This window comes from Aquabacterium sp. (assembly GCF_041915145.1).
Classification (GTDB): domain Bacteria; phylum Pseudomonadota; class Gammaproteobacteria; order Burkholderiales; family Burkholderiaceae_C; genus Aquabacterium.
Window position 1 is genome coordinate 15202 of sequence record NZ_JAYSBZ010000003.1, and the last position, 14120, is coordinate 29321.

At 66.7% G+C, this 14120-nt stretch carries 10 protein-coding genes; 5 read left to right on the forward strand and 5 right to left on the reverse strand.

Features of this window, described 5'->3' with window-relative positions:
* Positions 1 to 11: 11 nt before the first annotated feature.
* The 4 genes from ACE3SS_RS00990 to ACE3SS_RS01005 all read left to right on the forward strand — a co-directional run bounded on the left by ACE3SS_RS00990 (position 12) and on the right by ACE3SS_RS01005 (position 6451).
* Positions 12 to 731, forward strand: coding sequence for a DUF4194 domain-containing protein (locus ACE3SS_RS00990; protein ID WP_374590344.1), 720 nt, complete (start codon positions 12 to 14; stop codon positions 729 to 731).
* Positions 728 to 4405, forward strand: a complete 3678-nt coding sequence (locus ACE3SS_RS00995; RefSeq protein ID WP_374590346.1) for an SbcC/MukB-like Walker B domain-containing protein — start codon at positions 728 to 730, stop codon at positions 4403 to 4405. The genes ACE3SS_RS00990 and ACE3SS_RS00995 overlap by 4 nt, the downstream gene beginning before the upstream one ends.
* 55 nt (positions 4406 to 4460) lie before the next feature.
* The gene (locus ACE3SS_RS01000; RefSeq protein WP_374590348.1) at positions 4461 to 5612 is read left to right on the forward strand and encodes a hypothetical protein; all 1152 of its coding nucleotides are present in this window, start codon (positions 4461 to 4463) and stop codon (positions 5610 to 5612) included.
* 149 nt (positions 5613 to 5761) lie between these two features.
* Positions 5762 to 6451 (forward strand): hypothetical protein, encoded by a 690-nt coding sequence (locus tag ACE3SS_RS01005; RefSeq protein WP_374590350.1) that lies wholly within the window; start codon positions 5762 to 5764, stop codon positions 6449 to 6451.
* A gap of 134 nt (positions 6452 to 6585) precedes the next feature.
* Here the strand turns inward: ACE3SS_RS01005 and ACE3SS_RS01010 are convergent, their stop codons facing one another.
* Genes ACE3SS_RS01010 through ACE3SS_RS01020 form a run of 3 tightly spaced genes read right to left on the reverse strand, consistent with a single transcriptional unit; the run spans position 6586 to position 10022 of the window.
* On the reverse strand, positions 6586 to 7587 hold the full coding sequence (locus tag ACE3SS_RS01010) for an NAD-dependent epimerase/dehydratase family protein (RefSeq protein WP_374590352.1): 1002 nt from the start codon (positions 7585 to 7587) through the stop codon (positions 6586 to 6588).
* A gap of 3 nt (positions 7588 to 7590) precedes the next feature.
* Complete coding sequence (locus ACE3SS_RS01015) at positions 7591 to 8427, reverse strand: SDR family NAD(P)-dependent oxidoreductase (protein WP_374590354.1); 837 nt, start codon at positions 8425 to 8427, stop codon at positions 7591 to 7593.
* Positions 8424 to 10022, reverse strand: coding sequence for a GMC family oxidoreductase (locus ACE3SS_RS01020; RefSeq protein WP_374590356.1), 1599 nt, complete (start codon positions 10020 to 10022; stop codon positions 8424 to 8426). Before ACE3SS_RS01020 ends, ACE3SS_RS01015 begins: the two co-directional genes overlap by 4 nt.
* Before the next feature lie 131 nt (positions 10023 to 10153).
* Here ACE3SS_RS01020 and ACE3SS_RS01025 point away from each other — a divergent pair, with 131 nt between their 5' ends.
* Complete coding sequence (locus ACE3SS_RS01025) at positions 10154 to 11191, forward strand: AraC family transcriptional regulator (protein ID WP_374590358.1); 1038 nt, start codon at positions 10154 to 10156, stop codon at positions 11189 to 11191.
* A 33-nt stretch (positions 11192 to 11224) separates the two neighbouring features.
* On the opposite strand, the gene ACE3SS_RS01030 is transcribed toward ACE3SS_RS01025, so the two are convergent.
* Positions 11225 to 11995: a crotonase/enoyl-CoA hydratase family protein gene (locus tag ACE3SS_RS01030; protein WP_374590360.1), complete on the reverse strand. Its 771-nt coding sequence runs from the start codon at positions 11993 to 11995 to the stop codon at positions 11225 to 11227.
* A gap of 50 nt (positions 11996 to 12045) precedes the next feature.
* Complete coding sequence (locus ACE3SS_RS01035) at positions 12046 to 14118, reverse strand: FAD-dependent oxidoreductase (protein WP_374590362.1); 2073 nt, start codon at positions 14116 to 14118, stop codon at positions 12046 to 12048.
* Positions 14119 to 14120 lie beyond the last annotated feature (2 nt).

Sequence of the window (14120 nt, forward strand, 5' to 3'; positions counted from 1 at the left end):
GGCCGATCCACATGCTGCTATCTCTCCAACAGGTCATCGAAGAGCGGCTGAAGACCGAAGGCGCAGGCAACGTCAAGTCGGACCGGTTCGCCGAGCTCGCGGGGCGGCTGATGGCCTCGGGTGTCTTGTGGCGAGACTATTCCCGCCCCGAGTCTGAGCTGTATGACGACGCCGCACAGTGCGAGCAACTGCTGCGCGAGTACTTCTCAACGATCGGCTTCGTCCTGACGCACGATGCCGACGCGACGATATTCCGCCTGTATCCGCCCGGCGAAGGGGGTGACGGCGACGAGGACGGCGTGAAGCGGCTGAAGGCGCGGCTGTCGCGTGACTTTGTGGCCGCGGCCATTGCCCTGCGCTTCCTGTACACCGAGGCGCTGACCGGCAAGCGTGAGCTGATCAATGAAGTGCTGGTGATCAGTCTGGAGGAGCTTTCCCAGTCGGTCGTATCGCTGTTGGCGCACCAGCTTCCGTCTTCGGTGGCCGACCGCCTCTCGCTGCTGAGAGACCTGCGCAAGCACCGCATCGTGCGCTTCAACGATGGTGAAGGTGCCGGCGGCATGGAGATGCTTCTGAGCGTTCTTCGGCCCGTGATGAGCTACGTGAGCGACGAGGCGCTGGAGGATGCGCTCGCGCTGGCCGCGCAAGCCGTTGCGGGGCGCGCGAAACGTGGACAGTCCGCGGAGACCCGGACTGACGCACCCGAGGTGCCGGCGGAGGAGAGCCGATGAAGATCTCCAAGCTCATCACCTGGCAATGGGGTTCGCTGGAGGCCAGGGAGTGGCCATTTGCCGACACGGTGTTGCTGACGGGCGAGTCGGGATCGGGCAAGTCGACCTTGCTGGACTCGATCCAGACGCTGCTCACAGCGGCGCACCACCACCTGGTGCAGTTCAACATCGGCCAGGACGAATCCACGCAAAGCCGGCGTGGTGGCAAGGAGCCTCGAACCTTAGCTGCCTACGCACTCGGTCAACAAGCTGACGGCGTCTTCCTGCGCAAGCGTTCGACGAGTTACGTGGCGCTGGTGTTCGAAGCCTCGGAAGGCGCGGGCGAAGAGGCGCAAGCCCTGACGGCCCTGATTGGCGTTGAGGCACACGAAGACGCTGCCAAGGCGGTGTTGTCACGCAGTCTCTTCTTCATCGTGCGCCGTGCGCTCGACCTGCAGCAGCTTCTACTGCGCACCGCAGACGGAATGCAGCCCGTTCCTGTGCCGGTCAAGGATCTCTACCTGCATCTGCAACACCAACTGCGGGTTGGCCCCGAGGTCGTGCAGCGCTTCGAGGACAAGAGCAGCTACCTCACGCACCTGTACGGCGCCATGATGGGCAAGACGGCGGTATCGGAGCCTGAAGCCTTCCGTGCCGCGAAGTCGATCGTGAAGGCCATGGCCTACAAGGAGCTCGGAAACGTCAACGACCTGGTTCGAGACGAGATCCTGGATGCGCACGACTTCAGTCGCGACCTGGACAAGATGCGCGAACTGATGCGATCGATGGCCAGTCTCAAGGCTGAGGCCGAGCGCTTGCAGCAGAACATCGAGCGACTGGAATCCGTCGAGGCCGCAGCCACACGTGTCATCGACGATGCTCGCCGCTATGTCGTGCACTGCATCGCCCACTCGATCCGGGCATTGGACGAGGCTGAGACCGATCTGGAGTCCGTGCGTCGGCAGATGAAGTTCCAGCACAAGCGCAATCAGTTGCTGGAAGAGCGGCTGCAGGGCTTGCGCGAGGGCCAGGCGCAGCTGAATGAACAGTTGGACGGCATCAAGGCCAAACTCGCCGCCAGCGACGTGGCACAACGCAAGTCGGCGTTGGAGAGCGAGGTACGCACACTCCAGGACCAGTTCCGTCGTCACTGGGCAGCCATAGGTCAAGCCGCCAAAGGTCTGGCCAGCATGGTGGCCCAGATGGAGCGCCTGCTCGGCTTGGATCTTGCGGAAGCGCCGGCGCTGGAGGCTGCAGTGGCGGCGCTCCGACCGGCGGCCCAGGCCGTTCTGAAGCCGTGGCCTGAACTGTTTGCCATGTGCAGCCAGGAGGCCAGGCTGGACGCCGTGTTCCCGGCCTTTGACCTGGAAAGCTTCGACGGAGACCTCGGCCGGCTGGAACATGGGATCCGTGGCCATGACGAGGCGCTGGCCGGCGCGGTCGTCATGGCCTTGACGACCGCGGGTCAGCAACTGGCCACCCTGGCGGACGACAAGGCGCAGCGCGACGCTGAATTGCGCCAGCTGCAGGCTGGCAAACCTCCTGCGCCTCCGGATGTGCGCACGGCTCTCGACCTGATCGAGCGAGAGCTGCCGCAGGCGCGGCCGCACATCCTGTCCCAACTCGTCGAACCCAAGGAGGGCAGCAGCTGGCAGAACGCGATCGAGGGCTACATGGGCGGCGACCGCTTTGCCTTGATCGTGGAGGCGGGATTCGAAGCGCCTTGCACACGCCTGGTGAAACGCCGGTTTCCTGTCCGCTCACCGAAGGTCGTGCAAGGAAGCAAGGCGATCGAAGACACGCGAGGTCGCTCGCTGGATGCGCGAGCGGTGCTGAACGAGTTGGTCTGCCCGCACCCGGTGGCCAAGGCCTTCCTGCTTGCTCAGTACGGCAGGGTGCGCAAAGTGGACTCCGAGGACGAGCTCGCACGAACACCCCAAGGTTTGATGGAGGAAGGCATCGGCAGCCGGGGCTACGGCATGTTCTCTTGCCGGGCATCCGACCACGACCTAGCTTTCGGCGAGGCAACGCGAAAGCGGCGTCTGGCCTGGTGCGAGCAGGAGTTGTCGCGCCTGACCGTGGAGATCCGCAAGATCGAGCATCTCCAGAGCTCGTTGAACCTGGTCCTGCGCATGTTCAACGGTGCTGCATTCACAGCCTTGGCGCCCTTGATGGAGGCTGTCCTCAGCAGCCAGCTGCAGTATTCCCATGCCGCACAGGCGCTTGCAGCGTTGGATCTGTCAGCGATCGAAGACCTGGAGGCGCAGCGGCGCCAGATCGAGGCCAGCATCGGTGAGTCCAAGAAGGCGTACGACACGGAAATTCTGCAGGTCGGCGAGAACAACAAGACCCTGAAGGACATGGGGGGGCGCGAGAAGATCCTGGTGGACCGAATTCCAGCCCTGCAGTTGGAACGCACCAATGCCATGGTCTGGGCCAGCCGCTTCGTCCAGGGCGCGCCGGAACTTGCGACCGAGTCGCAGTTGATCGATGAGGCCAGAGACCTCGCCGACAGTGCCGAGGTGACACTCGACGCGCTGCGTCATCGGGTCAGCGTTCTCGTTGAACGATTGCCCACATCGTTGCGCGAGCTGTCTTCTTGCGTCCAGACCTACCTGGTCGGCGTTCGAAATGACCAAGAGCGGTTCCTGTACACCGACCCGCCCAAGAGTTTCGACCGCATCGAGGCACTGCTGCCGCCCGTGATCGGGCTGCGACAGGTCGTGACCGAGCAGACACGTCGTCAACGGTCCATCGGCCTGGCCGAGAACCTGACGAAACTGAGAGAGGCGGAGTCCAGCTTCAACGCGGTGTTCACCACCAGCTTCTGCTTCAAGGTGCGCGATGAAGTTCGCCAGGGGGCATCCACGCTGCAGAAGCTCAACCGGGAGTTGAAGAACATCCGATTCGGCACCGACACCTTCGAGCTGGAATGGGCTTGGGTGCCGCGGCTGCAAAAGGTGTTCGAGTTCTTCGAGGCCATGGAAGGATTGGTGGACAGTCTGGAGAAGGACAGCGGATCCATCTTCGACTCACCCAGGCTGAGTGACGAGCACCGGCTGACGGCACAGGACATCCGTCGCTTGTTGCTGGCCAATGACCAAGGCGCCTCGGAGCGTGCCCTGAAGGAACTTGCTGACTATCGCAACTACCGCCGCTATGACATCATCCGGCACAGCCCTGTCGGGCAGACCAAGTTGTCCACCTGGGGCACCGGATCGGGTGGCGAGCTGGAAACACCGTTCTACGTCATCCGCTCAGCCGTGTTGGCACACGCGCTCGGGCACTTCGGCCGTGATCGCCGCGGCGCGCCGGCCCTGCGCCTGATGTTGTCAGACGAGGCGTTCTCCAAGATGGATGAGTCTCGGTCCCGCAGCGTGCTTCAGTTCTTGTCGCGGAGCCTGGGCTTGCAGCTGGTGGTGGCCATGCCGACTTCAAAGTCCGGGGCCGTCAAGCCGGAGTTCGACAAGGAGTTCACCTTCTCCAAGGTGCTGGCTTCCCGTGATGGCGCCGAGCTGTTCGTCAGCGAGGTTCAGGAGAAGACGCTCAAGCGTGAGCCCTTGGCCAGGCTCTGGGCAGCCCACGCGGAGCAAGCCCGGGAATCCGGGCGACTGGCTCACGAAGCCATGCAACGAGGGAACGCGCCGTCTGAAATTTCGGACATGCCGAGACCGGTGACAGGCGGAGATGACTGAGGCCTGGTTCCAACCGACGGGATCACCCGGTGACCTTGGTCCGCCACGCGATCCGATGCTCTTGCGTGTCGCCTCCCGGCTGCTCGCCAAGGCCGAGCGTTCAAACGACCCGCGCAGCACGCGGCTGAGGCTGGATCAGCGCGAGTTGCCCGAATTGCACGGGCAAGTCCATGCAGAGGCCGTCGGCCGCGTGGAATTGCTGCTGCGGGAGTTGTGCGGCACGGGGTGGGTCCGGTTGATCCTGGCCCCAGAGCGGGAGTTTGCCGGCTTCGTCGATCGCAAGCCACAGCTGGAGTTGATGGATTTCGATGCCCTGGCGGCATGGGCTGGCTACGCTCGTCGGGCGGACCACTGGCAGCGCCGTCTCGCCGCGCATCTCGAACAACACTGGGTAGATTCCGACGATGGTGCGAAGCGGTCGCTGATCGACTACCTGAACCGCAGCCCTCTCTCTGCGCTGTCGACGGTTTCCACCGAGGAGGCCGCGCGCTGCCTTCACGACCTCCGAGAGCTGTGCCTGTCCGGGGCGGCCATGCCGTTGCGCGAGGCATCGGCGCGTGTGTTCCACGGCAGATCGAAGGTGCTCGACACCAGAGACGAACTGCTGCGGCTCCTGGGTGCGACACCCGGGCAGTTTTGGGAGGCGCCCATACAGTTGCTGATCGATGTTCCTGCCTTCTTCGACGAGGCGCTGTTCATCGAGAACCTGGTGACCTTTGAACGGATGGCGGACGCGAGAGCGCCCGAATGGCAGCACAGCCTCCTGGTCTATGCCGCCGGCTTCAAGGGGAGTGCGAAGCGTCTTCGACATCGCGGTGGTTGTCGGGTTTACCTCCGGACGGCGATGACCGGTGCGCTGTCGGTGGACCCGCCCTCGGCACGAGGTCTGGCTGTTGTCAGCGATTGGCTGTTTGATCGCGCAGATCTTCCTGTACGGTTCTTCGGCGACCTGGACTACGCCGGCATGCAGATCCTTGCCAGCCTGAGAGAGGTGTTTCCCGATGCGATGGCTTGGCAGCCGGGCTATGCAGACCTCCTGGCGGTCCTTGCTTCAGGCGGAGGGCATATCCCGGAGACGGCGAACAAGGAGCGGCAGGCAGACCCTGAAACCACGGGGTGTGCTTACGCAGACGAAGTTCTTCTGACCGCACTTCGCGGTGCTGGGCGGTTCGTTGACCAGGAGGCGTTCGGGGCGGATCGGCAGTGATTTTCGGTCGCTGCTGACGAACCGGTCGGTGATGCCTCCGCATTGAACGTGGCGAAGCGCGACCGTCTCCGGCCGCTTCGCTGTTTGTGTGGGGCATCAGCCAGCGCATCCATGCGCCAGGGCTGAGCCATCTCGTCGAGAGGTGCGCCATGGCAGCAAGCGGTGTGACGTTCAAGCGCTTCCTGGATTCACGACGGAAGGACTTGCGCCGCATCGCCGCGCAGACCTGCGGCGAGTGCATGATCGACGACGTCTGCTCCGAGGCCTGGCTGGTCGCCGACGAGATTTCCAGGAAGCGCGGCTTCGCAGTCGACTTTCTGAACACGGACGACCAGGAGCAGTTGCTGTCCTGGCTTTATGTTCGCCTGGTGCGCTACGCGGACAAGAGCGTTCGCTACGCAGTCAAGCTGGATCGGGATTGGGACTCTGAAGATGCGGACTCTGCCGCTGGGGCGCTCGCCCGCCTGTTGACGGCCCCCGAGCAATTCGATCCGCTGAAGCGGCTCATTGAGGAGGAAAACCGGTTCGACCCGATGGCGCTGATCCAGTACAGCTACTCCCAGGCCTCTGCGTACGTGATCCTCCTGCATCGGTTCGATTGGGACTTGGCAAACCTGGCCGATCATCTGCGCGTCGTGGTGGCGACGCTCAGAACCAAAGTCTGTGCGAGCGGTGCCTGGATGGCCAACCAGCCATCGCTTTTCGACCGGATCAACACCGTCGAGTTGGACTTCTCGCCGAGGCTGGCCAAGCGCTACGCACCGGGCAAGAATGTTGAATCCAGCCAAGCCCAACTGGCTTGGTGTACGCCGGACTGGACCCCAGCCATCGAGGCGTAGCGATTGGGCTTGTCTACGACATCCCTGCTGATCGGGCCTCAGGCCCTCGAGCGCGTCGTGGACTGTCTACGACTTCGCTGTTGATGGCCCACCCGAAACGCTGTGTCGCTTACCTGGCGGAGCTGTCTACGACTCTATTGGCAACGAACATCAGGAGCAATCAAGCCGCCGGCCCGTAGCCAGTCTTCCGTGCGGGCCATGCCGACAGCCAGATCGATCGCCGGCCGGTAGCCCAGCACGGATCGCGCCTTGTCGATGCTGTAGCCCGCCTCTCGAGCCAGCATGGCCAAGGACGACGCGCTGACTTCTGTCTGCCGTCTGCAAACGTCGTGCAACCACCACTCGGTCAGGCGCGTCAGGCCTTGGGCCAGCGGCGTGGCCAATTTGACGGGCCCCCTGCGACGACGCAGCCAGCGGTGGTGATGGGCAAAGAACTGCTCGCAAGGCGTGTCGGTTCCGTCGGTCAGATTGAATATCTGGCCCGCGGCGCGCGCGCTCGCGGCGGCCGCCACGATGCCGTCGAGCAGGTTGTCGATGTAGACCGGGCTGAACACGCCGCGACCGTGGCGCGGGAGCAGGAACAGGTTCTTGCGAATCAGCTCCAGCGGGATCAGCACCCAGGGGCGAGAGCCCGGCCCGTAGACGTCGCCCGGGCGGATGATCGTGCAATCGATTTCGCCCGCGGCGTGCGCGGCCAGCACGGCGTGTTCGCTCGCCGCCTTGGCGTCGCAGTAGGGGTGGCCGCTCAGGGTGACGATCGGCGACGATTCGTTGCGCGTCGTGGTGAAGTCCAGACCATACGCCGCGATGGACGAGATGTGCACGAAGCGCGAGGCGCCGCCTTGCATGGCCGCGTCCAGCACGTGGCGCACGCTGCCGACGCTGACGCTTTGATAGAGATGCGCGGGCGCGCTGTTGGACACCACGGCCGCCGCATGCACGACCAAGTCGCAGCCGCGCGCCTGCCGCTGCCACGACCCCGGCTGCGCGACGTTCCCGGCGCACACCTGGCGTGACGGGTCGGCATGGAGATCGATGCCGCAGACCTCGCTGCCCAGCAACTGATAGCGCACCATCAGCGCGCGCCCGATGAAGCCGTTGGCTCCGGTGATGCAGATTTTTCGGGGAGCGCTCATGGGTCAGCGTGCGATGGCGCGGTCAACCACGAAGTCGCTGATCTTGCGGAGTGCGCCGGGCATGTGGCGGGCGAACCAGGCCGACAGGCGGGGCATCAGGCCGGGCACGATCATGAAACGGCGGCGCGCCATGCCCGCCAGCATTTCGGCGCAGGCGGCTTCTAGCGGCATGGTGCCCACGAAGTCCTTCAGGGCGGCGGCGGCCGGGTGCAGGGTCTTGCGTTCCTCGGTCACCATGGGGGTGGGCAGTTCGGCCGGGCAGCACACGCTGATGTCGATGCCGCGCAAGCGCTGCTCGATGCGCAACACCTCGGCCAGCCCGACCACGCCGAACTTGGAGGCCCCGTAGGCCGCGTACGCGAAGCTGCCGACCAGGCCGGCCATCGAGGCGATCAGCGTCAGATGCGAGCCGCGCCGCATGTGGCGCAGCACGGCCGACGCGAAGTGGCGCGCGCCGATCAGGTTGACGCCGATCACGCGGGTGAAGGTGGCGCCGTCGAGCTCCTCGAACGGCGCCGCGGCCAACACGCCCGCCGAATGGATGCACAGGTCGGGCGAGCCGAGATCGGCCACCGCGCGCTCCACGGCGCTGGCGATGGCGGCCTCGTCGGATACGTCGGCCGCGTAGCAGCGAATGCGCTGGTCCGGCCGGATGGCGTGCGCCCGAATGGCCGCGACGGCGCCCGGCGCCAGCGAGCGGTTGAAGATGGCCACGTCGGCTCCGCAACGCGCCAGCAGGATGCCCAGCTCGCGGCCGATGCCGCTGCTGCCGCCGCTGATGAACACGCAGCGCGGCACGCCGTGGGCCCAGGCGCGCGGTGAGGGCGCAGCGAACGTCATGCGCCGGCCTCTTGCAGGATCAGGTCGGCGGCTTTCTCGGCGATCATGATCGTCGGCGCGTTGGTGTTGCCGCCGATCAACGTGGGCATGACGGATGCATCCACCACCCGCAGCCCGGTCAGGCCGTGCACGCGCAGCCGGGCATCCACCACCGCCATCGGATCCGAGCCCATCTTGCAGGTGCCCACCGGGTGGTAGATGGTTTCCGCGTGCGAGCGGATGTAGGCCGCGATGGCGTCGTCATCTCGCCGCCGGGCGCCGGGCAGAAGCTCCTCGCCGCGATGCGGGCGCAGCGCCGGCATCGACAGGACTTCGCGGCACAGGCGCACGCCGGCGATCATCACCGGCAGATCGCGCGGGTCGCTCAGGTAACGGGGCTGGATGGCTGGCGCCTGGGTGGCGTCCGGCGAGACCAGGCGGATGTGCCCGTGGCTCCAGGGGCGCAGCTGGCACATGTGCAGGGTGTAGCCGTAGCCCAGAACCTGCCGCGCGCCGTGGTCGCGCATGATGGCCGGGATGAACTGCAGCTGCACATCGGGCCGCGGCAACTCGGGCGATGTCTTGAGAAACCCGCCGACTTCGACCGGGCCATTGCAGATGATGCCGCGGCGGCGCAGGTTGTAGTCCCACAGCGCCTTGATGCCGCGCGGCACCATGGCCAGCCCCAGCCCGTGGGTGCGTTTGGAGACGCAGCGGTGCTGCACCATCACGTCGAGATGGTCGAGCAGATGCTTGCCCACCCCGGGCAGCTCGTGGGCCGGCGCCACGCCAGCCTCGCGCAGCTCGGCCCCCGCCCCGATGCCCGAGAGCATCAGCAACTGCGGCGAGCCGATCGCGCCACCGCTGACGATGACCTCGCGGCGAGCGCGCAGGCTCAGGCGTTGCCCCTCGTGGACGAGATCGACGCCGGTGGCGCGGCGCCCTTGCAGCTCGATGCGCGTGGTCAGCGCCTTGACGAAGACCCGCAGGTTGGGCCGGTCGCGCGCGGGCTCCAGAAAGGCCCGGGCCGCGCTGCAGCGCTGGCCGTGGCGACGCGTCATCTGATACCAGCCCCAGCCCTCCTGCTCGGGCCCGTTGAAATCGTCGGTCGGCGCGTGCCCGGCCTGCAACCCTGCTTCGAGCGCGGCCCGACTCACGTCGTTCACGTCGCCCAGATCGCTGACCGTCAACGGGCCGCTGTCGCCGTGTTGCGCGTCGGCGCCGCGCAGTTGCCCTTCGGAGCGCCTGAAGTACGGCAGCACTTCGGCGTGGGACCACCCTTCGTTGCCCAAGGCGGCCCAGTCGTCGTAGTCGGTCGGGTGGCCGCGCGTGTAGAGCATCGCGTTGATCGAGCTGCTGCCGCCGAGCGCCTTGCCGCGCGGCCAGAAGAGGCGCCGCCCGCCCAGCTCGGCTTGCGGCTCGGTGTGGAAATGCCAGTTGTAGGTCCGCCCGGGCACGAGCAGGGCCAGCCCGAGCGGCGCGCGGATCAGCGGCGAGTCGTCGGGCCCACCGGCCTCGACCAGCGCCACGCGGCATCGCGGGTCGGCGCTGAGACGGTTGGCCAGCACGCACCCGGCTGATCCGGCCCCGACGATGACGTAATCGAAATCCAGCAAAGAAGCGCTCCTGGGCAGTCCATGATCCGCGTCCGGCTCGACCGCGATCGACACGAACACGGCCGCAACCTTATGGGCTTCGGGTACGCGTCGTCTTGACCTTTTTGACGGCGAATTTGACAATTTCGACCATGAAGCCGAGCGAACTCCAGCGTCTGCAAAGGCGCGATGTCGTCCATGGCCGCGTCCCGCTGACCTTCGTCCATTTGCTGGCGGCCTACCTGCACGAGCGCGGGGTTGCGCTCGACCGCGTGCTCGACAGCCCCTACCGCCAGGCCGCGATCGGCGACCTGGAGCAGTGCCCCGCCGAGGGCTTCTGCCAGATGCTGCTGCGGGCCGCGGTGCAGCTCGACGACCCCTTGCTGGGGCTGCATCTGGGCCAGAGCGCCCGCATCGCGCAGTTCGGCGCGCTGGGCTACGTGATGCAGTCGTGCGAGAACCTGGGGCAGGCCTTGATCCGCCTGGAGAAATACCACCGGCTGATCCACGACATCAACCCGATCGAGCACCGCGTCGAGGGGCCGAACGTCGAGGTGTGCTGGGGCATCGCCCACGGCAGGCCCGGAGCGCTGTTCGACGAGGCCGGCATCGCGGCCATCGTCAAGCTGTCGCGCGATCTGTGCGGGCAGGCGCCGCCGCTGGTGCGCGTCGATTTCGTCAACCCGCGGCCCAGCCAGATCCGCCCCTATCAGACCTTCTTCGGCTGCCCCTTGCGTTTCGACCAGCCCGTGTCGCGCCTGATCTTGCCGCTCGACAGCCTGGGCATGCCGCTGGCCAAGCCAGACCCGATGCTGCGCAAGCTCATGGAAGACCAGGTCGACTCGGCGCTGTCGCATCTGCCCGAGGCGGGCGATCTGGTCGAGGTGACGCGTCGCCTGGTCGCCAATCTGGCCAAGGACGGCATGCCCGAGCTGGATCAGGTCGCTCGCGCCATGCGTCTGGGCCCGCGCATGCTGTATCGCCGGCTGGCCGAGCAAGGGCTGAGTTTCAGGAGCCTGCGCGAAGCGGTGCTGCGGCAGATGGCCGAGCAATACCTGCGCGACCCCAACCTCTCGTTTGCCGACATGGCGCAGCTGCTGGGTTATTCGGACCAGACCGCTTTCACGCGGGCCGTCAGGCGCTGGACGGGAACCACCCCCACGCGCTGGAGGGCGCTCGGCGGCCGGTGACGCCAACTCGACGACCCGGCCGCGCGCCCGCGCTCAGGCTGCGGGCTTGCGCGAGCCCTTGTCCGCCAGCATGGCCCGCACGCCATGGCGAACGGCGTAGGCCAGATCGAGCGGAATCGACCATCGAATGCGGCGGATGACGCTGGCGCGCACGGCACGCTTGGTCGCGGCATGGGCGCGCATGTCGAGCTTGCCCAGCTGCCGCGCGAGTTGATACGCCCGGGGCAGCAGATCGGGCGCATCGACCAGCTCGTCGAAGAACCCGGCCGCCAGCGCTTCTTCGGTGGAGAAACACTTGGCCAGGTTGACCGCCGACTGGAACGCGTGGGGCGCCAGACGCTGCCGCAGCACGGCCGCCCCCACGCGAGGCATGTTCATGCCGAGCTCCACCTCGTTGGCCGAGATGCGGCCGTCGCCGCGCGTGCCGATCACGTAGTCGCCCGACACCATCAAGAAGACCCCCATGGCCAGCGAGTGCCCGTTGCACGCCATCACCACCGGGTAGGGGTGCGCCAGCAGCCGCGCCGTCAACGAATACCCGGCGACGAGCATTCCCAGCCCGCGCCACCCGCCGGCCTTGACGATCTTCAGGTCGTATCCCGCCGAGAACGTCCCCTCGCGGCCCGTGATCACCACCGGCACCCGATCGGCCAAGGCGCGATCCAGCGCGGCGTTCAGCCCGGCCAGACGCTCGGGCGGCAACGCGTTGCGCTTGCCGTCGTCCATCTGGATGACCGCCACGCCGTCTTGCAGCGAGTAAGACACGCAGGTATTGCTTTGATTCGCCATGGTTTCCTCAGTCATGCCTCATGTTGCTTGATTCTTGTCTCTGGTCTTTGCGTCGCGCGACGCCATCAGAGCGCTGCCGCCAGCCGCGCCGCCTGATCGATGGCCTTCTTGGCGTCCAGCTCGCCGGCCTCGAAGGCGCCGCCGATGACGTGCACCGAACGCCCTTGCGCCGCCAGCGCGTCGGCCAGCTCGCGCAACGGCACCTGGCCCGCGCACAGCACCACGTTGTCGCAGGCGATCCAGGTCGGCCTCTCGCGCTGCTCGCCGAAGCTCACGAGCAAGCCTTCGTCGGCGATGCGCTCGTAGTTCACCCCGCCAATCATCTCGACGTGCTTCATCTTCAGCGCGGCGCGGTGAATCCAGCCCGTGGTCTTGCCCAGGCCGCCGCCCAGCTTGCCCTTCTTGCGCTGCAGCAGCACCACCTCGCGCGCGGCGGGCACGGGCCTGGGGCCCTCGGGGCGCAAGCCGCCCGGGGCGTCGGCCGGGTCGGTGACGCCCCACTCTTGCATCCATGCCGCGAGGTCCAGCGCGGGCGACGGGTGTCCGCGGTCGTGCACCAGGTATTCGGCGACGTCGAAGCCGATGCCTCCCGCGCCGATGATGGCCACCTTGCGGCCCACCGGCTTCTTGTGGCGCAGCACGTCGAGGTAGCTCAGCACCTTGGGGTGGTCCTGACCGGGGATCCTCGGGTCGCGCGGCGTCACGCCCGTGGCCACGATGATCTCGTCGAAGCCGTCCAGCGCGGCGGCGTCCACACGAGTGTTCAGGCGCAGGTGCACGCCGGTGATCTCGATGCGCTTGCGAAAGTGCCGCAGCATCTCGTCGAACTCTTCCTTGCCCGGCACCTGGCGCGCCATGTTGAGCTGACCGCCCACCTCGGCGGCGGCATCGAACAACTCGACGTGGTGCCCCCGCTCGGCCAGATGCGTGGCGGCAGTGATGCCGGCGGGGCCGGCGCCCACCACGGCGATGCGCCTGGCCCTCGCTGCCGGCAAGAAGTTCAGCGTCGTCTCGTTGCAGGCGCGCGGGTTGACCAGGCAACTCGAGACCTGGTTCTTGAAGGCGTGATCGAGGCAAGCCTGATTGCAGGCGATGCAGGTGTTGATCTCGTCGGCGCGACCAGCCGCGGCCTTGGCCACGAAATGCGAATCGGCCAGCAGCGGCCGAGCCATCGAGACCATGTCCGCATCGCCGCGCGCCAGCACGGCCTCGGCGGTGTCGGGCGTGTTGATGCGGTTCGACGTGACCAGCGGCACGGCCACGCCCGCCGCCTCGAATTCGCGCTTGAGCTTGGCCGTGAGCCAGGTGAAGGCCGCGCGCGGCACGCTGGTGGCGATGGTCGGCACGCGCGCCTCATGCCAGCCGATGCCGGTGTTGATGAGCGTGGCCCCGGCGCGCGCCACCGCGAACCCCAGTTGGCGGACTTCGTCCCAGGTGCTGCCGCCGGGCACGCAGTCGATCATCGACAGCCGATAGATCACGATGAAATCGGGCCCCACCGCCTCGCGCGTGCGGGCCACGATCTCGACCGGCAGACGCATGCGATGGCTGAAGTCGCCGCCCCATGCGTCGTGACGCTGGTTGGTGTGCCGCGCCAGGAACTGGTTGATGAAGTAGCCCTCGGAGCCCATGATCTCGATGCCGTCGTACCCCGCCTCGCGGGCCCGCTCGGCGCTGCGCACGAAGGCCCGTATCTGCCGCTCCACGCCGGCGGACGACAACTCGAACGGCGTGAACATCGAGATGGGCGACTTGATGCGCGACGGCGCCACGGCCAACGGGTGATAGCCATAGCGACCCGCGTGCAGGATCTGCATGGCGATCTTGCCCCCGGCCTCGTGCACGGCACGCGTCACCACCTGATGGCGGCGCGCCGACGAGGCGCTGCTCATGCGGCCGGCCAGCGGCTTCACCCAGCCCGCGATGTTCGGCGAGAACCCGCCGGTCACCATCAGACCCACGCCCCCCTCGGCCCGCTCGCCGAAGTAGGCGGCCAGCTTGCCGAGGTCGCGGCCGTCTTCGAGGCCCGTGTGCATCGACCCCATCAGCACGCGGTTCTTCAGCGTGGTGAACCCCAGATCCAGCGGCTGGAGCAGGTGGGGATACGGTGACGGGCTTGGCTGCGAGGAGTGCGGCATGA